The sequence below is a fragment of the Synechococcus sp. BSA11S genome, assembly GCF_014224355.1.
Classification (GTDB): Bacteria; Cyanobacteriota; Cyanobacteriia; order PCC-6307; family Cyanobiaceae; genus Regnicoccus_A.
The window spans coordinates 34700-55291 of record NZ_VNWP01000007.1; the positions used below are offsets into that span (position 1 = coordinate 34700).

A 20592-nucleotide genomic window follows, 5' to 3' on the forward strand; every position below is an offset into this window, starting at 1 on the left:
GCCTGAGCAACGATCGGCCCCATGAACCTGACGCCCCAGGAGAAGGACAAGCTGCTGATCGTCACGGCAGCACTCCTGGCGGAGCGTCGGCTGCAGCGGGGCCTGCGCCTCAACCACCCGGAGGCCGTGGCCTGGCTCAGTTTCCTGATCCTCGAGGGCGCCCGCGATGGACGCAGCGTGGCTGACCTGATGGCCGCCGGCAGCACCTGGCTCAGCCGAGAGCAGGTGATGGAGGGGGTGCCGGAGCTGATCCCCGAGGTGCAGATGGAAGCCACCTTCCCCGATGGCACCAAACTCGTCACCCTGCATGAACCGATCCGATGATCCCTGGTGAACTCCTGCCTGAGCCCGGCAGTCTCGAGCTCAATGCCGGCCGGCCCGTCACCACGATCGAGGTGGCCAACCGGGGAGATCGTCCTGTGCAGGTGGGCTCCCACTTCCACTTCCACGAGGCTAACCATGCCCTGATCTTCGATCGGGAGGCGGCGCGGGGTCAGCGCCTCGACATCCCCGCCGGCACCGCGATCCGCTTCGAGCCGGGGGATCAACGGCGCGTGGAGCTGGTGCCCCTGGCCGGAGCCCGCTGCGTGTTCGGCTTCAACGGCCTGATCAACGGCCCCCTCGACTGATCCGCCGTCCCGCCGTCCCGCCGATCCCCGACCCCCGGCCCGTTTCTCTGTTCCTTCGCACCCCGCATCAGCCATGCCCTACCGGATGGACCGCCGGGCCTACGCCGAGACCTACGGCCCCACCACCGGCGACCGGCTGCGGCTGGCCGACACCGAGCTTGTCCTGGAGGTGGAGGACGATTTCACCACCTACGGCGAGGAGGTCAAATTCGGCGGCGGCAAGGTGATCCGCGACGGCATGGGCCAGGCCCAGACCTCCCGTGCCGACGGGGCGGTGGACACGGTGATCACCAACGCCCTGATCCTGGATTGGTGGGGGATCGTCAAGGCCGATGTGGGCCTGCGCGACGGGCGCATCTGCGCCATCGGCAAGGCCGGCAACCCCGACATCACCGACGGGGTGACGATCATCGTGGGCCCGGGCACCGAGGCGATCGCCGGTGAGGGCCACATCCTCACGGCCGGTGGCATCGATACCCACATCCATTTCATCTGTCCCCAGCAGATCGAAACGGCCCTGGCCTCCGGCGTCACGACTCTGCTGGGCGGCGGCACCGGCCCGGCCACCGGCACCAATGCCACCACCTGCACCCCCGGGGCCTTTCACCTCGCGCGCATGCTCCAGGCGGCCGAGGGGCTGCCGGTGAACCTGGGTTTCTACGGCAAGGGCAACGCCAGCACCCCCGGGGCGATCGAAGAGCAGGTGCGTGCAGGGGCCTGCGGCCTCAAGCTCCACGAAGACTGGGGAACCACCCCGGCGGCGATCGATTGCTGCCTCACCGTGGCCGACCAGCTCGACGTGCAGGTCTGCATCCACTCCGACACCCTCAATGAGGCGGGATTCGTGGAGGACACGATCCGGGCCATCGGTGGCCGCACGATCCACACCTTCCACACCGAAGGGGCCGGAGGCGGCCACGCCCCCGACATCATCCGGATCTGTGGTGAGGCCAATGTGCTGCCCAGCAGCACCAATCCCACCCGTCCCTACACCCGCAACACGCTCGAGGAACACCTCGACATGCTGATGGTGTGCCACCATCTCGATGCGGCCATCCCCGAAGACGTGGCCTTCGCCGAGTCGCGCATCCGCCGCGAGACGATTGCCGCCGAGGACATCCTGCACGACCTGGGGGCCTTCAGCATCATCGCCAGTGATTCCCAGGCCATGGGCCGGGTGGGGGAAGTGATCACCCGCACCTTCCAGACCGCCCACAAGATGAAGGTGCAGCGCGGCACCCTCCCGGAAGACAGCGCCGGTCGTGGCCGCGGCCGCAACGACAACGTGCGCCTCAAGCGCTATGTGGCCAAGTTCACGATCAACCCGGCGATCGCCCATGGCCTCGACAGTCAGATCGGCTCGGTGGAGGTGGGCAAGCTGGCCGATCTCACCCTCTGGAAGCCAGGGTTCTTCGGCGTCAAACCGGAACTGGTGATCAAGGGGGGCTCGATCGTCTGGGCCCAGATGGGGGATGCCAACGCCTCCATTCCCACCCCTGGCCCCGTGCATGGCCGCCCGATGTTCGCCGGCTTCGGTGGCGCCCTTGCCCCCAGCTGCCTCACGTTCCTCAGCCAGGCGGCGCTCGACGACGACCTGCCCCGCAAGCTGGGACTCAGGCGGCCCTGCGTGCCGGTGGTGAACACCCGCGGCATCGGCAAGGCCGAGATGCGCAACAACGCCGCTCTGCCAAGGGTGGAGGTGGATCCCCAGACCTACGAGGTGTTCGCCGATGGCGAATTGCTCACCTGCGAGCCGGCTGAGTCGCTGCCGATGGCGCAGCTCTACTTCCTGCTCTGAGGCCCTGCCCCGACGTAGCGCGCTGCACCTGCCTTGTTGCTGACGCTCCAGATTCTTATGGTTGCTTTCAGCAGCCTGTGTTGGTTGTGCCATCGCTGATTGATGGTGGTGAAGTCACTGACTTCTCAGCAGAAACGATCAGGACGTCGTTTCGGTCTGAGCAGGCTCAGAACTTCGCCTTCAAGTTCCCTGGATCATCTGGATCGTAGGCTCCCCCTGTGGTTGCAGATCGCTGATGACCAACAGGCGTGCGAAGCCGGCATCAGATGACGATGTGCAAGACACCAATCAGGCCGCTCCAGCCCGCCGACATGAGTCTTGGATCGCCTGCGCGGTGGCCCTGGTCTTCGCCTTGGCCATCATCGCCCTTGAGCCCGGACTGTTCAGTTTTGGCCGTGGCTCTCATTTCAATTGGGTCACACTGCACTCCCTCTCCATTGTCGACCATTCTCGATTCGACTCCGGTTTCGTTGGCTATAGCCGCAAGCTCGCTGAAATAGCAAGCGATAACACAAGGCTATTCCATTATGAATATTTTAATCGTTATCCTGCAGTGTTTCCTGTGCTGGCCAATGCGTTTCTGGACCGCTTCAGGGAGTCAGCTGAGGGCTATCTTCTGGCCTCAAAGCAGATCATGAATCTGGTCTACGTCGCCACTCTGCTGTTTCTCTATTTGTCGTTGAGGGCGTTGCGCTTTTCTGGATTGGTGTCATCGCTGAGTCTGTTGAGCGTTGGGGCCTCGCCGTTGTGGCTTCACTACAGACCCATGTTTCATTTTGACCAGCCAGGTCTGTTGGGCTACGTCCTCTGCATGTATGGCTACACCGTGCTGGCGAGGCAGGCAACGAGCCGTGCAGAACAATCAAGAAACTCAATTGTATTCTTGGTGTGTTCTGCGATTGGCTGTCTGCTTGGCCGATCTTTCATTGCTGTATTTTTTCTGGCTGCAATCAGCATCACCCTTCAGTTTCGGCAGTCATCATCTCGGCTGAGGAGACTCTCTTGGACAGCAACAGCACTGGGAGGCTCGCTCGTCATCGCTTCGGCGCTCTACGCAGCAGTTGTTGAGTGGATTCTCAACCGTAAGTCTGTTGCCTACGTCAAAGAGTCTATGGACAGTTCGGTCATTCAGTCGGCAATGCGTCGTCTCGGGCTCCCCATGGCCCAATGGCCAGACTCTCAGAAGCCACAACTGGAGTGGTCCAGTGCAATTCAGCAGTATCTTGAATGGATTGCCAATTTAATTCCTACATGGCCCTTTCTGCTGCTATTGGTGCTATCCCTGGGTTTACTGTCTCGTCGACTTCTGCCATTGTCCAAGCGCCGGATTCTGGCCAGGCGTCCTGGTCCGACATTGTCTCAGGCCGCTGACCCCCGTCTCGGCGCTGAGATTCAACGACCATCTTCAGTCGACGTCCCCAGCCAGGTTCTGATTGCTGCATTCCTTGCGAGCCTTGCCTGGTTGTTGTTTTTCAAGAATCTGATTGTTTTTCACGATTATACAATGATATTCCTTGTTCCATTCTTGGTGATTCTCGCTGCATTCGTTTATCGTTCGTTCGTGGCCTGGCTTGAAGAGTCAATGCGTTACCCAAGGCTGCGAGCATTGACTTTCACCGCTTTATTATTGGTGTTGTCGTTCGTCTACGTAGACGGCTACCTGGACTCAGTCCGGGCCTGGAAGGTCGACGATGGTCGTGCTGCGCCCATGCACTCTTTTTACAAGGACATTGACGCCTTTAATTCCCTCTCCCGATCGGCTTCGCCACCGGTGCTGATCAGGCGTGATGACGAGTGGATTGACAATTCTCCCTATGCCCAGGGCGTTCTGCTTGAGGGTGACCTTGTTCTCGATCCAGGCGATGGACGTGCTCAGCGGCTTCAGCCTCCCGGCTTCCCCATACCAGGCCAGGTTCTCACTCAGGCAACCATCCGGTCCAAGCGGCAACTGGCCGCTGGCAGTCTGAAGCAGGTTTTTTACAGAGATCGAGCGTATTACGCCAGATAGGCGGCTCACTTGACAGTCTTTCTCCAGGCCCTTTCAACGCGACCTCTTCGCTGACTCCTGATGGGTCGATGGAATGATGCGGCCATCGCTGCGAACCGATGGACCCGCGGCCCCAATCGTGATGCAGGGGCATCAACGGTCCAGGCCAGGGGGGTCCCCCAGGGTCTGCACCCATCCCTGGGAGGCCGGGTGTGGATCTGAGCGCATCCCCCGGAGTCAGGCGCATTCGGTAGCGATCACCACCAGACTTGTCAAGCTCGCTGCCCATGATCGACCCATGGCAACGCCTCCCTCGATGTTCACTGACTACAAGCCGAGCAAGGGTTACGACGAGTACTTCAGCGCCGCCGCCGAGCCGCGCTCGGCCCTGAGTCCCCTGCTCTCCTCCCTGGGGAAACTGGGCATCGAGGAGATCAACCGCAACCATGCCGCCGCCGGCATGCTGCTCAAGCGGCTTGGCGCCACCTTTCGCCTCAATGGCTCCGGGGAGCGGGGCGGTGAGCGCATCCTGCCCTTCGACCCCCTGCCGCGGTTGATCCGCTCGGGCGAATGGCAGCGGCTCGAGCTCGGCCTGATCCAGCGTCTGGAGGCGATCGACTGCTTTCTGGGGGACGTCTACGGCGACCAGAAAATCCTCAGCGATGGGGTCGTGCCTCGGGCCGATGTGGAGAGCTCCCAGGGCTGGCGGCCCCAGATGCAAGGTTTCAAGCCCCCCCTGGGCCGCTGGTGCCACATTTCCGGTCTGGACCTGATCCGCGACGGCCAGGGCACCTGGCGGGTGCTGGAGGACAACCTTCGCTGTCCCTCGGGGGTGGCCTATTTCCTGGAGAACCGCCGCGTGATGAAGCGGATGTTCCCCAGCCTGTTCGCGAGTCGTACGGTCCAGCCCATCGACGACTACCCCTCGCACCTGCTCGAGACCCTGCGCCAGCTCGCCCCCTGGACGGACACACCCAAGGTGGTGCTGCTCACCCCAGGGGTGTTCAACAGCGCCTATTTCGAGCACAGCTACCTGGCCCAGCAGATGGGCATCCAGCTGGTGGAGGGCCGGGATCTGGTCTGTGAAAGCAACCGGGTGTGGATGCGCAGCACCTCCGGCCTCGAGCCTGTCGATGTGATCTACCGCCGCATCGACGACGACTTCCTCGACCCTGCGGTGTTCCGTCCCGATTCGATGCTGGGGGTGCGCGGCCTGATGGAGGCCTACCGGGCCGGGCGGGTCGCGATCGCCAACGCTCCCGGCACGGGTGTGGCCGATGACAAGCTGATCTATGCCTATCTGCCGGAGATGATCCGCTATTACCTGGCAGAGGAGCCGATCATCGAGAATGTTCCCACCTACCTCTGCTCCAGGCCCGACGATCAGGCCTATGTGCTCGCCCATCTCGGTGAGCTGGTGGTCAAGTCGGTGGCGGAGGCCGGCGGTTACGGCATGCTGATCGGCCCCCATGCCGATCAGGCCGAGATTCTCTCGTTCGCCGACAAGATCAGGGCCGATCCCCGCAACTTCATCGCCCAGCCCACCCTGGAGCTCTCCACCGTGCCCTCCCTGAGCGAAGGAGAGCTTTACCCCTGTCACGTTGATCTGCGGCCTTACGTGCTGCGGGGCCGAAAAGCCTGGGTCAGCCCGGGGGGACTCACCCGCGTGGCGCTGCGCCGGGGTTCCCTTGTGGTGAACTCCTCCCAGGGCGGCGGCTGCAAGGACACCTGGATCGTGGATGAAAGCACATGCTGAGTCGCGTCGCTGAAGCGCTCTACTGGATCAATCGCTATGTGGAGCGGGCGGAGAACATCTCCCGGTTCCTGGAAGTGAGCGAGGCCATGGCCCTCGACTGTCCCCCCGGCAGTGCCGAGCCCTGGCTGCCCCTGATCGACGCCAGCGGCGACCGCGAGCTCTTCGATCGCATCTTCCCCACAGGGGGGCCTCAGGAGGTGGTGCGCTTCCTGGTCCAGGAGCAGGACAACCCCAGCAGCATCATCAACTGCATCAGTGCGGCCCGGGAGAACTGCCGTCAGATCCGCGAAGTGATCACCACCGAGATGTGGGAGCAGATCAATGATCTCTATCTCACCCTGCTCGAGAGTGATCATTTCTGGCGGCTGCCCGACCAGGAACAGCTCCACGAGGTCCGCAAATCCTGTCAGCTGTTCTATGGCATCACCGACGCCACCTTGAGCCGCGACCTCTCCTGGCAGTTCAGCAAGCTGGGACGCCTGGTGGAACGGGCCGACAAGACCAGCCGCATTCTCGACGTCAAGTACTACCTGCTGCTCCCCAGCCCCGAGGAGGTGGGTGGTGTGCTCGATGAGCTGCAGTGGATTTCCCTGCTGCGCTCGGCAGGTGCTTACCAGATGTTCCGCCAGTCGCAGCAGCAGGGGATCACGCCCAAGGCCGTGGCCGAATTCCTGCTGCTGGATCCCATCTTCCCCCGGTCAGTGCGCTACTGCCTCGAGGGCCTGAGTAAGTCCATGCGCGTGATCCGCGGCAATCCGGTGCCCGGCCCTCCCGACGATCTCGAGTGCCTCACCGGTCGGATGCTCGCCAGCTGGAGCTACGTGCGCATCGATGAGCTGGTGGCCCAGGGGCTGCATGAAGCGATCGACCGCTTCCAGACCGATCTCAACCACCTGCATGGGCTGATCGACGCGAATTACTTCGTGGTGGCCTCTCCCATCGTGGAGCCATCAGACACTGCAACGGCCGGCGACTCCAGCCCCTCCCCCAGCACCGTCGTTCCTGCGTCCTCGGCATGCGCGCCCGCATAACCCACACCCTCAGCTACCGCTACAGCGCGCCTGTTCAGCTTGGTTCCCACCGGATCTGCCTCAAGCCCCGGGCCCACGGCTTCCAGAAGTTGCTCAGCTTCGATCTGTTCCTCTCCCCGGACCCCCATCGCCTCCATCCCCTGGTGGCCGCCAGTGGCGACGACATCCTGCGGGCCCGGTTCAGTGGTGCCACCGATTCCTTCGACATCCGCTCCCAGTGCGAGGTGGAGACCCAGGTCCCACCCCTGCTGCAGGTCTGCCTGGAGGAGAACGAGCCGGTCCTTCCCTACCCGGTCGGTCATCTCAATGCCGACCTGCTCGGCAGCCTTGACGGCTGGCTCCCGAATGGCCAGCACGATCCCGCCGCCGTGGAGCTGGCCCAGGAGGCCCTGATGGGCAGTGATCAGCGGGCGCTGATGTTCCTGCAGCAGCTGGTGGAGATGATCCAGGACCGGGTCAAGTACACCCAGCGGCACGTGGGTCCGGCCTGGCCCGCGGGCCGCACGCTCAAGGAGCGTGTGGGCTCCTGCCGTGATCTGGCCGTGCTGATGATCGAGGCCTGCCGCTGCGTGGGGCTGCCGGCCCGTTTCGTGAGCGGGTATCACCTGGTGGAGCCCAGGCCCGAGCGCTACGACCTGCATGCCTGGGCCGAGGTGTACCTGCCGGGGGCCGGCTGGCGTGGGTTCGACCCCAGCGGCATGGGGGCGATCGACGATCGCTACATCCCCCTGGCCACCTCTTCCAAGCCCAACCTGGCCGCGGCCGTGATGGGCACCTTCAGCGGTCCTCCAGGGGTCACCAGCGAGATGCAGTGGTCGATTGCGGCCGATGTGCTCAGCGAAGACCACACCGTGCCCAATCTGCTGCACTTCTGAGGCGAACCTGCAGGGAACCTGGAATGAACCTGAATCGGTAACCGTTCCAGCAGCGATGGGGTGGGCTCCCGCAGCATGAAGGGACGAGTTGTCCCGATCCGCCTCCATGGCAGCCAGCACAGTCCCTCCCACCGACCTCGGCGCGTCGCCCTCGCTGGACAGCCATGCTCTGGCCGAGGCAATGCGCCGGCATCTGTTCTTCACCCAGGCCAAGTCCCCGTCACTGGCCACCAACCACGACTACTACTGCGCCCTGGCGATGGCCGTGCGCGATCAGCTGCTGCAGAGCTGGGTGGACACCGCCGAGGCCTACACCCAGACCCAGGTGCGAACGGTGTCCTACCTCTCCGCCGAATACCTGCTCGGTCCTCACCTGGAGAACAACCTGGTCAACCTCGGGCTGCGTGAGGTCGCCCAGCAGGCCTGCGGCCTCCTGGGTCTCGACCTGATGGAGCTGATCGCCGAGGAGCCGGAACCGGGCCTCGGCAACGGTGGCCTCGGCCGCCTGGCGGCCTGTTTCCAGGAATCGATGGCCAGTCTCGAGCTGCCCGCGATCGGCTACGGCATCCGCTACGAATTCGGCATCTTCCGCCAGCAGATCCAGCGGGGCAGCCAGGTGGAGAACACCGATCCCTGGCTGGCCCAGGGCAACCCCTGGGAGGTGATCCGCCCGGAGTGGACCTATCCGGTCACGATCGGAGGCCACACGGTGATCGGGGTGGCCTACGACACGCCGATCCTGGGCTATGGCGTCCATACCGCCAACACCCTGCGGCTCTGGTCGGCCCAGGCGCCGGAATCCTTCGACTTCGCCTCCTTCAACGCCGGTGACTACACCCGGGCGGTGCTGCAGAAGATCAATTCGGAGACCCTCTCGAAGGTGCTCTACCCGAATGACGAGACCGACCAGGGGAAGCAACTGCGCCTGAGTCAGCAGATCTTCTTCGTGAGCTGCTCCCTGCAGGACATGTTCCGCATCCTCAAGGGGCAGGGACTGCCTGTGACGGCCTTCCACACCAAATTCGCCGTTCAGCTCAACGACACCCATCCGGCGATCGCCGTGGCCGAACTGATGCGGCTGCTGATCGATGAGCACGGCGTCGACTGGGACACCGCCTGGTCGATCACCACGGCCTGCGTCAGCTACACCAACCACACCCTGCTGCCGGAGGCCCTCGAGACCTGGGGTGTCGATCTGTTCGAGCAGTTGCTGCCGCGCCAGCTGGAGATCATCTACGAGATCAATGCCCGCTTCCTGCGCATGGTGCGCATCCGCCATCCAGGTCAGCCGGCTCTGCTGGAGCGGATGTCGCTGATCCAGGAAGGTCCGTACCGCAAGGTGCGCATGGCCAACCTGGCGGTCGTGGGCAGCCATCGGGTCAACGGGGTGGCCGAGCTGCACAGCAAGCTGGTGCGCAAGGACCTCTTCGCTCCGTTCGTGGACCTGTGGCCCGAGAAGTTCACCAACGTCACCAACGGCGTCACCCCCAGGCGCTGGATCGCCGTGGCCAACCCATCCCTCTCGGGGCTGCTCGATGAGACGATCGGCAGCCGCTGGCGCCGTGACCTCGCCGATCTCTCGCGCCTGGAGTCCTACGCCCACGACGGAGGGTTCCTGGAGCGCTGGCGCGGCGTGCGTGATCTGAACAAACAACGCCTCTCCAACCTGATTCATCATCAGCTGGGTGTGCTGGTGGATCCCTCCTCCCTGTTCGATGTGCAGGTGAAGCGGATCCACGAGTACAAGCGCCAGCATCTGGCGGCCCTCCAGATCGTGGAGCGCTATCTGCGCATCCGTAACGGCGAGGACCTGCCGCCGCGCACCTTCATCTTCGGGGGCAAGGCGGCTCCGGGCTATTACATCGCCAAGCTGATCATCCGCCTGATCGGCGGAATCGCCGAGATCGTGAACATGGATCCGGCGATGGACGGCCGCCTGCGGGTGGTGTTCCTGCCCAACTTCAGCGTCAGCCTGGGGCAGAAGGTCTACCCGGCGGTGGATCTCTCCGAGCAGATCTCCACCGCAGGCAAGGAGGCCTCCGGCACCGGCAACATGAAGATGGCCCTGAACGGCGCGGTCACGATCGGCACCCTCGATGGCGCCAACATCGAGATCCGCGACCTGGTGGGTCATGAGAACTTCTTCCTGTTCGGCCACACAGCCGAGCAGCTGGAGGCGATCAACAGGGGCGGTTATCACCCGATGCCCTGGCTGGAGAACGATCCGATCGCGAGGGAGGCGATCGACCTGATCGGCTCAGGCCATTTCAGCGAGGGTGATCGCGATCTGTTCCATCCCCTGCTGGCCAACCTCTGCGGCAGCGATCCCTTCCGGGTCATGGCCGACATCGGCGACTATCGCCGGGCTCACAACACTGTGGATGACGCCTGGCTCGATCCTGTCGGCTGGAGCCGCATGTCGCTGCTCAATTCCGCCCGCTGCGGCTTCTTCAGCAGCGACCGCTCGATCCGCGACTATGCAGAACGGATCTGGGACGTGGAATCGATGCCGATCAATGCCTGCACCGTGCTGCCCTCGGCCCAGCCGGGCTCCCGCTGAGTCGATGGTTGTCATGGAGCCCATCGGGTCCCGCTGCGCGGAACCCAGCTGGATGGCCGCCACCGCCGCCGAGGCGGAGCGGCGCCTTAGCGCGGAGGGAATTCAGCTGACCCTCGGCGGTGAGCCCACGGTGGTGCCGATCGAACCCGAGGGGGCGGAGTGGTCGGTGGCTGCCGATGGCCCCACCAAGCTGCGCTATGCCCGGCGCCTGGCCGCCGAATTGCAGCGTCGGGTCTGGCCCGGCTGCACCTTGATGTACTGCCCTGGCAAGCGTTACGACGGCGAGGTCAACCCCCGTTGGGCCCTGCGCCTGATCGCCGCCCTCGACGGCACCCCTCTGGTGCACTGGCCCCAGCAGGCTCTCGCCGCAGTCCCCGCCGATCAGGCCGCTCCGTCGCCGCTGCCCGCCAAGCAGGCGGAGGACTTTCTCAAGGGGATCGGCAAGGCCCTCGGCTGTCGCGTTCACCCCCTGCGGCTGAGGGACCCCCTGGATCCCAGCTCGAAGGTCTGGGCTGTTCCCCTCTCCCACAGCACCCCCACAGACGACGAGCCCGACCTCCCCGAAGGCTGGCAGGCTGCCCGCTGGCCCCTGGACAAACCCCTGCGCGAGCTGCTGCCCGCCAGCGGTCCGGCGGGGTTGCGGCTGCCGTTGCAGCACTTCCCCGAAGGGGTGCTGCGCCAGGTGCTCACCCTCGAGGTCAGCCCCCGTGGCTGGAACCTGTTTCTGCCTCCCCTGCCCCGCCAACCCTTCGAGCAGCTCCTCCAACTCATCGCAGCCGCCAGCTCAGGCTGGAGCCAGCCTGAGCTCAGTGGAGTTCTCCCCGCCGATCTCGATGGCCGCTGGAATGTGCTCGGCCTGACGGCCGATCCAGGCGTGCTGGAAGTGAATCTGCCGGTCTGCCACGGCTGGGCCGATTACAGCGGCTGGATCCGCACCCTGGCCGAAGCCTCGGCAGCGGTGGGGCTGCGCACCTGGAAGCAGGTGGGCGATCGGCAGGAGGGAACCGGTGGCGGGAACCACCTGCTCTGGGGCGGCCCCAGCCTCGAGACCAACCCCTTCTTCTCGCGGCCGGCCTGGCTCGTGGCGATTCTGCGCTTCTGGCAGCGGCATCCGAGCCTCTCCTACCTGTTCAGCAACAGTTCCGTCGGACCGGCCTCCCAGGCCCCCCGCCTCGATGAGGGCAGCGCCAGCGCCCTCGACCTGAACCTGGCCCACCGGGCCATCGAATCCCTCCCCGAGGGGGACCAGCGGATCCTGATCAGCGAGACCCTGCGCCATCTCCATGCCGACCGCAGCGGCAACACCCACCGCAGTGAGATCAGCTTCGACAAGTTCTGGAATCCTGCCTGGGCGGCCGGATGCCAGGGCCTGATCGAATTCCGCGCCATCGAAACCCTCCCGGACTCCGACTGGACCGCGGCCATCGCCCTGCTCTGGAGCGCCCTGGCGGCCCACCTGCTGGATCCGGCCCATCGCCCCACCCGGCTGGAGCCCTTCGGGGAGCGTCTGCACGATGCGATGCAGTTGCCCTCCGCCATCTGGTCCGACCTCAAAGCGCTGCTCGACCTGCTGGCCCTCGATGGCCTGCCGCTGGAACCAGAGCCGTACCGCGCGATCTGGGAGTGGCGTTTCCCCCTGCTGCTGAGCTGGGAGCGGGAGGGGGCACGGCTGCAGATCCGCCGGGCCCTGGAGCCCTGGCCGCTGCTCTGCGACACCCCCGTGCAGGGGGGCAGCACCAGCCGCTTCGTGGACAGTTCCCTGCAGCGACTGGAGTTCAAGGCCAACACGGCGTTCCTGCAGTCCTGTTCCCTGCGGCTGAACGGCCGCGAGCTGCCACTGGGCGATGGCTGGCTGGGCCTGCGCTACCGCCACAGCCGCCTCTACCCCTCCCTGCACCCCTGCATCGATCCCCATCTCCCGTTGCAGCTGGAGATCGGCGGCCAGGCTTCGGACCCCGACCGCTTCGTGCTCGGGGCACCCGGCGCCGAGAGCAGCGCCTTCGTGCCCGTCAGCGGGCTGGAGGACGGCCCTGGCTCCGCCCCCGCCCTCGACTGGAGCCCCAGGGGCGGACCATGGCCCGCTCCCGCCCCAGGACAACGCACCCTGGATCTGCGTCTGGCATGAGCCATCTGCTGATCACCGGGGGTGCCGGCTTCATCGGAAGCCACACCTGCCTGGTGCTGCTGGAGGCGGGCCACGAGCTGGTGGTGCTCGATGACTTCTCCAACAGTTCCCCCGAAGCGCTGCGGCGCGTCCGGGAGCTGGCGGGGCCTGCATCCGGGCAGCGGCTGCGGCTGGTCGAAGGCGATCTGCGCCGCCCCCAGGATTTGGAGCGGGCCTTCGCCGCGGCACCGATCGAGGCGGTGGTCCACTTCGCCGGCCTCAAGGCCGTGGGCGAATCGGTGGCCGATCCCCTGCGCTACTGGGACGTGAACCTCTGCGGCAGCCGCGCTCTGCTGGCTGCCATGGCCCGGGCCGGCTGCCGCACGATCGTGTTCAGCAGCAGTGCCACCCTCTACGGCGCCCCCGAAACGGTGCCGATTGCCGAGACCGCCCGGGTGGCTCCTGTGAACCCCTACGGCTACACCAAGGCGGCGGTCGAGCAGATGCTCGCGGATGTCTGCGCCAGCGAGCCGGGCTGGCGGGTGGCACGGTTGCGCTACTTCAACCCCGTCGGTGCCCACCCCAGCGGACGCATCGGTGAGGATCCAGGCGGGATCCCCAACAACCTCTTCCCCTTCCTGACCCAGGTGGCGGTGGGGCGCCGGCCGCGCCTGCAGGTCTTCGGCTCCGACTGGCCCACCCCCGACGGCACCGGCGTGCGCGACTACATCCACGTGATGGACCTGGCGGAGGGGCACCGGGCGGCCCTGGAGGTGCTGCTGGCGGAGCCTCCCCAGCTGCTCACCCTCAACCTGGGCAGTGGCCGGGGCCATTCGGTGCTGGAGGTGGTGGCCGCCTTCGAGAAGGCCTGCGGCAGCCCAGTTCCCTGTGAGCTGGTGCCCAGGCGGCCAGGGGATGTGGCGGCCACGGTGGCGGATCCGTCGCTGGCGGGACAACGCCTGGCCTGGCGCACCCGCCGCGACCTTGACACCATCTGCCGCGATGGCTGGGCCTGGCAGAGTGCCAATCCCCTGGGCTATGGGCCACGTGGGGACTGAAGACACACTCCGGCAGCACCTGATCCTGGCCGGGGGTGGCCACAGCCATGCCCTGCTGCTGCGCCGCTGGGCGATGGTGGGGCCGCCCCGGGGGGTGCTGATCACCCTGGTCAGCCGCACCGGCACTGCGCTCTACAGCGGCATGGTGCCGGGCCTGATCGCCGGACTCTTCAGCCGTCGCGAAGCTTCCATCGATCTGCGTCGCCTCTGCGACCGGGCTGGGGTTCGGTTCGTGCGGGCCGAGATCACCGGCCTTGATCCGGCCAGGCGTGAGCTGTGGCTGGCCGGCCGTCCCCCGTTGCGCTGGGACCGGCTCAGCCTGGATGTGGGAGCTGTCACCCCAGGCTCCGGCGGGATGGCGATCAAGCCGCTGGAGCCGTTCCTGGCGTGGTCGGAGTCGCTGGTGCCCGGCGCTGCCGTCAGTCGGGTGCTGGGCGGGGGGGCGGCCGGTGTGGAGGTGGCCCTGGCGCTGAAGGCCCGGGGCCAGCGGGTGGAGCTGCTGCGACGCGGTGACCGCCTGGCCCTGGGCTCGCCAGCGGCCAACCGGGCCGGCGAGCGGATGCTGGCGGCGGCGGGCGTGCCCTTGCAGAACCCAGACCCCAGAGTTGATGCCGGTGCGCCGGCTGATGGTCCGGGTGCCCTGGTGCGCTGCACCGGCAGCCGGGCTCCGCGCTGGCTGGCGGCCAGCGGCCTGCCCTCGGACCCGGCCACGGGCCGGGTCCTCACCCAGGCCAGCCTGCAGGTGGAGGGCCACCCCGGCGTGTTCGCCTGCGGTGACTGCGGTCTGGTGCGCTCGGAGCCACGTCCCCCCAGTGGGGTCTGGGCGGTGCGGGTGGCCCCGTTGCTGGCGGCCAACCTGCGCCGCTCCCTGCGCGGTGAACCCCTGCGACGCTGGCACCCTCCGCGCCGTGCCCTGCAGCTGCTGGGGGATGGCGGAGCCGTTGATGGTCACCCCCGCGCCCTGGCCCTCTGGGGGCCGCTCTGCTTGGGTCCCTCCCGCTGGCTGTGGTGGTGGAAGGCCTGGATCGACCGCCGCTTCATCATCCGCTTCCAGTCCCTGGCGGCCATGGCCGAGGAGAGCCCCTGCCGCGGCTGCGCCGCCAAGCTGGGCGCCGCTCCCCTGCGGGGCGCGCTGGAGCGGCTGGCTTCGACTGCTGCCGCTGGGTGGCCGGCGGATCAGGCTCCGCCCGGGGGTGACGACGCCGCTGTGATCGGCGGTTGCCTGGATGAAGGACTGGTGCTCCAGAGCCTCGATGGCTTTCCTGCCCTGGTGGGCGACGACTGGCTGAACGGGCGGCTCACGGCCCTGCATGCCTGCTCCGACCTCTGGGCCTGTGGCGCCCGGGTGGAGAGTGTTCAGGCCCTGGTGACCCTGCCGCGCGGAACGCCGGCGCTGCAGGAGGAGTGGTTGCTGCAGACCCTGGCCGGGGTGCGCTCCGTGCTCGATCCGCTCGGCGCCCGGCTGGTGGGGGGGCACACCCTGGAGCAGCGCACTGCCGCCGAGGGTCTCAGCCTCGCCCTGAGCGTGACCGGCCGCTCTGAGCCGGGTCGCTTCTGGGCCAAGGGTGATCTGGCCGCCGGTGATCGGTTGCTGCTCAGCCGCCCGATCGGCAGCGGCGTGCTGTTTGCGGGAGCCATGGCCGGTGCGGCGGAGCCGGAGTGGATCGATGGGGCCCTGGAGGTGATGGCCCAGAGCCAGCAGCCGCTGGTGGAGCTGCTGGCCGCCCATGGCTGCCGTGCCTGCACCGATGTGACGGGGTTCGGGCTGCTGGGGCACCTCGTCGAGATGCTGCAGGCCGCGGCGGCTCCCCTGCGGGTGGAACTGGAGCCAGAGGCCCTGCCCGCTTTCCCCGGGGCGCTGGAGCTGCTGGAGCGGGGCTTCGCCAGCAGCCTGGCGCCCGCCAACCGCAGCGCCTGGGCGGAGCTGGAGAGCGGCAGGGTTCAGGCAGGGGCTCTGGCGTCCCCCCTGCGGGAGCTGCTGATCGACCCCCAGACCTGTGGGCCGCTGCTGGCGTCAATGCCGGAGTCCGAAGCAGAGGCGGCCCTGCGGGCCGTGCGTTCGGCCGGATTCCCCGAGGCGGCCCTGATCGGAACCGTGCGGGCTGCTCAGCGCACCGGAAGGCTGATGTCCGAGCGTCCGTAGCGGTCCTGGAAGCGGACGATGTCGTCTTCGCCGAGGTAGGGGCCGCTCTGCACCTCGATCATCTCCACGGGAATCTTGCCGGGATTGGTGAGCCGGTGCCTGGCGCCGAGGGGGATGTAGGTGCTCTGGTTCTCCCCCACCAGCTCCTCGACGCCGTCCTTCTCCACCAGGGCCGTGCCCTGCACCACCACCCAGTGCTCGGCGCGGTGGTGGTGCAACTGCAGCGAGAGGCTGGCGCCGGGGTTGACCATGATCTTCTTCACCTGCCAGCGGCTGCCCTCCACGATGCTGTCGTAGGAGCCCCAGGGGCGGTAGATGCGGCGGTGGGCCTTGCCCTCGGGGCTGCCGCTGGCGGCGAGGCGGTTCACGATGGTCTTGACCTCCTGGGCGCGGTCGCGGTGGGCCACCAGCACCGCGTCATCGGTTTCGACCACCACCAGATCCTCCACCCCCAGACCCACCACAAGACGGTGCTCGCTGCGCAGGTAGCAGTTGCGCGAACCCTCATTGATCACCCGTCCGCGCAGGACGTTGCCGTCGCCATCGCGGGTGCCCGTGTCCCAGAGGGCACTCCAGCTGCCCACATCGCTCCAGCCCGCCTCCAGGGGCAGCACGGCGCCCAGGCCCGTGCGCTCCATCACCGCCAGGTCGATGGCGACATTGGGGCAGTTCGCGAAGGATTCCCGCTCCAGGCGCAGGAAGTCGAGGTCGGCACTGTCGTGGTCGATGGCGGCGCGGCAGCAGCTCACCACCTCGGGCGCCAGCCGCTCCAGCTCGGCGAGAATGGCGCTGGCGCGGAACAGGAACATGCCGCTGTTCCAGGTGAAGCGGCCGCTGGAGAGGAAGGCCTCGGCCGTGGCCGCATCGGGCTTCTCCACGAAGCGGGCGATCGGGGTGGGCGCCGGGATCGTCGGCTCGCCTGCCCCAGGGGTGGCCTGGGGCAGGGGTTCCACCGCCTCGATGTAGCCGTAGCCAGTTTCCGGTGCGGTGGGGACGATACCGAAGGTCACCAGCAGCCCCCCTTCGGCGGCGGCGCGGCCGGCCTCGACGGTGGCGCGGAAGCGCGCGCCGTCCTGGATGACGTGGTCGGCGGCCAGCACCAGCAGCAGGGGATCCTCACCCTGACTCGTGGCATGCAGGGCGGCGACGGCGATGGCCGGCGCCGTGTTGCGCCCGAGGGGCTCCAGCAGGATCGCGCCAGGTTCAACGCCGATCTGGCGCATCTGCTCGGCCACGATGAAGCGGTGGTCCTCATTGCAGATCAGCAGGGGTGCGGCCAGCTGGTTCAGCCCCTTGAGCCGCAACTGGGTCTGCTGCAGCAGGGTCTCCTCGCTGCTGCCGGCCAGGGGCCAGTACTGCTTGGGATAACTGGCTCGCGACAGCGGCCAGAGGCGGGTGCCGGTGCCGCCGCAGAGGATCACGGGCACGAGGGAGGCCGCTGGGCTCATCGTCGGATCCACCTCAAAGAGGGCAGTGCTGGAGCGAATCCTATGGGGAACATCCTGGAGCGCCAGCGGTCAGCCCCACCCTCAGGTGTCGAGCAGCCCCGGCGGTGGGGTGATCTCCAGCCAGCCGCCGGCGATGTCCACCCGCGGCACGATCGCCTCCACGAAGGGAATCAGCGCCCGCCGGGCCGGCTCGCCGCTGAGCTCCACCTCCAGCAGGTCGTTGCCGGCATGGATCAGATCCACCACGGTGCCGATCACCTCACCCCTGGGGGCCAGTCGCACCTGCAGCCCCTGCAGGTCGAGCAGATGGAATTCCCCCTCCTGCAGGCGTGGCCGGTCGCCGGCCTCCACCAGCAGGTCGTGATGCACCAGGGCTTCTGCCTCCTCCCGGGTGCCGACCCCCTCCAGACGCACCACGAACAACTCGCGGCCAGGCAGCTGGCGCCCCGAGAGCAGGCGCACGGCGCGTGGCGACTCCTGGGAGCGGCGCAGCCAACGCCGCCCCGCCCGCGTGAAGCGTTCGGGAAAGTCGGTGCGGGGCAAGACCCGCAGTTCCCCCTGCAGCCCCTGGGCGGCCACCACCTTGCCCACCACCAGCCATGCCTCGGGGTCGTCCTGTTCGTTCACCATTCGCCCACCATCGGCGGCCCGGCCACGCATCTGCCCCCCATCCTGCCGATCGACTCGATAATGGGCGCATCTTGTGTGGAGCCCCCATGGCCGCGGCTGATTCCTCCCCCGTGGATGCACCGGCAGGGACGGCTCCGGTGCTGCCTGGCACCACCGTCGTGGTCCGGGATGTGCGCTCGATCTACAACGGCTACCGCGGCTTCGTGCAGCGCATCAGTGGCAGCCAGGCGGCGGTGTTGTTCGAGGGGGGCAACTGGGACAAGCTGGTCACGATGCCTCTGAAGACGCTGGAAGCGAGCTGATCTCCTGCGCCTGCGCCAGGGCCGAGCGGGCCGCCTGCTGCTCGGCGTCGCGGCGGGAGCCTCCCCAGCCTTCCCCGGCAGGCTGCCCGCCCAGCTGCACGCTGCAGTGGAAGCGGCGGGGATCGCCGTGGCGCCGGCTGCGTTCCTCGCAGTGGTAGCTGGGCAGGCCGAGCCCCCGGGCCTGGCTCCATTCCTGCAGACCCGTCTTCCAGTTGTGGCGGTGGGGATCGGCCAGCAGTTCCTCCGTGCTCCGCTGCCAGTGCCGTGTGAGCCAGGAGTGGATCGGCTCGAGGCTGCCGGTGGCCTCGTAGAGCCCCCCGATCAGGGCCTCGCAGATCTCGGCGCGGATGGTCTGCCGGGCTGCGCTGTCCCCCATCGCCAGAGGGCCGAGCCTGACCATTGCCTCGATCCCGCAGCGCTGTCCCAGCTCCGCCAGCCAGCGATCGCTCACCAGCTGGGCCCGAAGGGCCGAGCGCTGGCCGACATTCATGCTGCTGTGGTGCCGCTCGAGAAATTCCGCGGCCGCCAGCCTGAGCACGGCATCGCCGAGGAATTCCAGCCGCTCGTGGTCGATCGGGCGCCCCGCGGAGCTGTGGGTGAGCGCCTCCTCGATCGGGGCGAGGTCGAGATCGGGGGGCAGGGCCTCCGCCAGTCCGAGGTCTGCGAGGAACTGCACCAGGCGGCGGCGGCGCTCGTCACTCAGGGGCACGGGGGCTTCGCGGAGGGCCGGGGGCCTCACTGCGGAGGCCCGAAGGGGTGAAAGCAGGACATAAGCCGGGTTCTGTTCCGGTCCGCCGGGGCGGACCGGGGTGGCCATCTGTCTGGGACCGCCGTTACCGGCGGCCTCGAGCGGCGCACGTGTGTCGGGACGGGTGTCATGGCCAACCGTTGTCCCTGGGCCTTGCTCCCGGCCGGGGTTTACCGAGCCAGCACCTCTCGATGCTGCTGGTGCGCTCTTACCGCACCCTTGCACCCTTGCCTGTGCGCGGGGCCAGGCCCCGGCCATCGGCGGTGTGTTTCTGTGGCACTCTCCTCACGGTCACCCGCACTGGGCGTTACCCAGCAAGCCTGGCCATTGGGGAGCCCGGACTTTCCTCAACCGAAGCCGGATCCACCAGCCGAAGCCGGCGTCACCCCTTCGATCGCGACCACCTCGCCTGCTTTCGGAGCCGACTGTAGGTCGGGGGGGCTGAGGCCGATAATGGGGCCGTTGGGGCTGTAGCTCAGCCGGATAGAGCGGCGGTTTCCTAAACCGTAGGTCGTGGGTTCGAGTCCCGCCAGCCCCGTCCCGCCAGGTGGTAGGGAACGCTACCGGTGGTGCCCTTCCCAAACAGGGCTCCGTGGCTAGCGTGGGAGTGGCCGTGAATTCTGCATGAACGAGCTTCACGATCTGCGTCTTCGCCTGCTGGTTCAGCAGGAGGGCGAGCGGATCGCCCGCAGCCAGCCCGATGAGCTCGATCTCTCCGTGGTCCAGGCCCGCTGCCTCTGCTGGCTGGCCTTGCTGGCTGAAGTCCACCAGGAGCAGTCGGTGGAGGCGGAACAACGGGGCGACATGGAGCAGGCCATGGGCTGGTTCGCCGATTCGATGCGCCTGCGCGATGTGATCCAGCTGGTGAGCTCGATCGAAATCCCCCTGCCCAGCCTTCAGGACGATGGCGAGGATGGCGACGGCGGGGACGACGATCAGCTGGACCTGCTCGGGCCCTTTGATCGCCTGGCCTGAGGCTGCTCGAGCCAGGAGCGGCGGCCCAGGACATCCAATGCCATGATGGGCGTCAAGGAACCAAGGGAGCGCGGTGCCCGAAGAGCCCTGCCAATGCCCTGACTGCCAGCGGTTCTATCGGGAACACGACCGATTGATCCGGGAGAATCCCACACTGCGGCAGCAGCAGGAACTGAACTGGGCGGCCCTGCAGTCGTTCCGCACCCTGGCTGGACGGGTGCTTGAAGAGCTTCAGAAGGCCCAGGGGGATGGAGAGGCCGAGCCGGCCACTGCTCCCCCGGCTGCTGCGAACCCGGCCAGTGCCGCTGCGCCCGCTGAAGAGGACAACCTCCAGCAGGCGATCGGTGATCTGGAGAACATCAACGCCCACCTGTTCTCGATCGAAGCCCTGATGGAGCGGATCTTCGATGTGCGCGTCCCCGAGGATGTGGAGCAGAAATTCCGCGAGGTGGCCGGTGAGCTGGCTCCCGACCCTCTCAATGCCGACCGCCTGCGGCTGAACCGTCTGCTGCACCAGACCCCCGACCTGCCCGACCACAGGCCCTGAG

Annotated in this window: 17 protein-coding genes, 1 tRNA gene and 1 other RNA gene; 15 read left to right on the forward strand and 4 right to left on the reverse strand. The window is 67.0% G+C overall.

Features of this window, described 5'->3' with window-relative positions; all coding sequences use genetic code 11:
• The first annotated feature begins 21 nt into the window (after nucleotides 1–21).
• The 11 genes from FPZ61_RS08035 to selD all read left to right on the forward strand — a co-directional run bounded on the left by FPZ61_RS08035 (nucleotide 22) and on the right by selD (nucleotide 15941).
• Entirely contained in the window at nucleotides 22–324 is a 303-nt protein-coding gene (locus FPZ61_RS08035) for an urease subunit gamma (RefSeq protein WP_185465627.1), read from the forward strand.
• The gene (locus FPZ61_RS08040) at nucleotides 321–629 is read left to right on the forward strand and encodes an urease subunit beta (RefSeq protein ID WP_185465629.1); all 309 of its coding nucleotides are present in this window, start codon (nucleotides 321–323) and stop codon (nucleotides 627–629) included. Before FPZ61_RS08035 ends, FPZ61_RS08040 begins: the two co-directional genes overlap by 4 nt.
• Nucleotides 630–702: 73 nt before the next feature.
• Nucleotides 703–2427, forward strand: a complete 1725-nt coding sequence (gene ureC, locus FPZ61_RS08045; RefSeq protein ID WP_185465631.1) for an urease subunit alpha — start codon at nucleotides 703–705, stop codon at nucleotides 2425–2427.
• A gap of 235 nt (nucleotides 2428–2662) precedes the next feature.
• Nucleotides 2663–4435 carry a hypothetical protein gene (locus tag FPZ61_RS08050; RefSeq protein WP_185465633.1) on the forward strand — a complete coding sequence of 591 codons (1773 nt, stop codon included), beginning with the start codon at nucleotides 2663–2665 and terminating at the stop codon, nucleotides 4433–4435.
• A gap of 295 nt (nucleotides 4436–4730) precedes the next feature.
• Nucleotides 4731–6170 carry a circularly permuted type 2 ATP-grasp protein gene (locus FPZ61_RS08055; protein WP_185465831.1) on the forward strand — a complete coding sequence of 480 codons (1440 nt, stop codon included), beginning with the start codon at nucleotides 4731–4733 and terminating at the stop codon, nucleotides 6168–6170.
• A complete protein-coding gene (locus FPZ61_RS08060; RefSeq protein WP_185465635.1) occupies nucleotides 6164–7201 on the forward strand; it encodes an alpha-E domain-containing protein in 1038 nt (345 codons plus the stop codon). The genes FPZ61_RS08055 and FPZ61_RS08060 overlap by 7 nt, the downstream gene beginning before the upstream one ends.
• A complete protein-coding gene (locus FPZ61_RS08065) occupies nucleotides 7186–8076 on the forward strand; it encodes a transglutaminase family protein (protein ID WP_185465637.1) in 891 nt (296 codons plus the stop codon). The genes FPZ61_RS08060 and FPZ61_RS08065 overlap by 16 nt, the downstream gene beginning before the upstream one ends.
• Before the next feature lie 106 nt (nucleotides 8077–8182).
• The gene (locus tag FPZ61_RS08070; protein WP_185465639.1) at nucleotides 8183–10636 is read left to right on the forward strand and encodes a glycogen/starch/alpha-glucan phosphorylase; all 2454 of its coding nucleotides are present in this window, start codon (nucleotides 8183–8185) and stop codon (nucleotides 10634–10636) included.
• A 13-nt stretch (nucleotides 10637–10649) separates the two neighbouring features.
• Nucleotides 10650–12761 (forward strand): transglutaminase family protein, encoded by a 2112-nt coding sequence (locus FPZ61_RS08075; protein ID WP_255441473.1) that lies wholly within the window; start codon nucleotides 10650–10652, stop codon nucleotides 12759–12761.
• The gene (galE, locus tag FPZ61_RS08080) at nucleotides 12758–13798 is read left to right on the forward strand and encodes a UDP-glucose 4-epimerase GalE (RefSeq protein ID WP_185465642.1); all 1041 of its coding nucleotides are present in this window, start codon (nucleotides 12758–12760) and stop codon (nucleotides 13796–13798) included. Before FPZ61_RS08075 ends, galE begins: the two co-directional genes overlap by 4 nt.
• Nucleotides 13779–15941 (forward strand): selenide, water dikinase SelD, encoded by a 2163-nt coding sequence (gene selD, locus FPZ61_RS08085; RefSeq protein WP_185465644.1) that lies wholly within the window; start codon nucleotides 13779–13781, stop codon nucleotides 15939–15941. The genes galE and selD overlap by 20 nt, the downstream gene beginning before the upstream one ends.
• Here the strand turns inward: selD and FPZ61_RS08090 are convergent.
• On the reverse strand, nucleotides 15905–17389 hold the full coding sequence (locus FPZ61_RS08090; RefSeq protein ID WP_185465646.1) for a mannose-1-phosphate guanylyltransferase/mannose-6-phosphate isomerase: 1485 nt from the start codon (nucleotides 17387–17389) through the stop codon (nucleotides 15905–15907). The genes selD and FPZ61_RS08090 overlap by 37 nt on opposite strands.
• 81 nt (nucleotides 17390–17470) lie before the next feature.
• Nucleotides 17471–18019: a ribosome maturation factor RimM gene (gene rimM / locus FPZ61_RS08095; RefSeq protein ID WP_185465833.1), complete on the reverse strand. Its 549-nt coding sequence runs from the start codon at nucleotides 18017–18019 to the stop codon at nucleotides 17471–17473.
• Nucleotides 18020–18105: 86 nt separating this feature from the next.
• Between rimM and FPZ61_RS08100 the strand changes: the two genes are divergently transcribed.
• Nucleotides 18106–18321: an NAD(P)H dehydrogenase subunit NdhS gene (locus FPZ61_RS08100; protein ID WP_185465648.1), complete on the forward strand. Its 216-nt coding sequence runs from the start codon at nucleotides 18106–18108 to the stop codon at nucleotides 18319–18321.
• Here the strand turns inward: FPZ61_RS08100 and rnc are convergent.
• Both rnc and rnpB read right to left on the reverse strand, forming a co-directional pair.
• Nucleotides 18287–19024: a ribonuclease III gene (rnc, locus tag FPZ61_RS08105; protein WP_185465835.1), complete on the reverse strand. Its 738-nt coding sequence runs from the start codon at nucleotides 19022–19024 to the stop codon at nucleotides 18287–18289. The genes FPZ61_RS08100 and rnc overlap by 35 nt on opposite strands.
• A 52-nt stretch (nucleotides 19025–19076) precedes the next feature.
• Nucleotides 19077–19485, reverse strand: an RNA gene (gene rnpB / locus FPZ61_RS08110) — RNase P RNA component class A.
• A 48-nt stretch (nucleotides 19486–19533) separates the two neighbouring features.
• Here rnpB and FPZ61_RS08115 point away from each other — a divergent pair.
• The 3 genes from FPZ61_RS08115 to FPZ61_RS08125 all read left to right on the forward strand — a co-directional run bounded on the left by FPZ61_RS08115 (nucleotide 19534) and on the right by FPZ61_RS08125 (nucleotide 20591).
• Nucleotides 19534–19607: transfer RNA gene (locus FPZ61_RS08115), tRNA-Arg, on the forward strand.
• Between the two features lie 86 nt (nucleotides 19608–19693).
• Nucleotides 19694–20044 carry a hypothetical protein gene (locus FPZ61_RS08120; protein ID WP_185465650.1) on the forward strand — a complete coding sequence of 117 codons (351 nt, stop codon included), beginning with the start codon at nucleotides 19694–19696 and terminating at the stop codon, nucleotides 20042–20044.
• Nucleotides 20045–20117: 73 nt separating this feature from the next.
• The gene (locus tag FPZ61_RS08125) at nucleotides 20118–20591 is read left to right on the forward strand and encodes a hypothetical protein (protein ID WP_185465652.1); all 474 of its coding nucleotides are present in this window, start codon (nucleotides 20118–20120) and stop codon (nucleotides 20589–20591) included.
• Nucleotide 20592 lies beyond the last annotated feature (1 nt).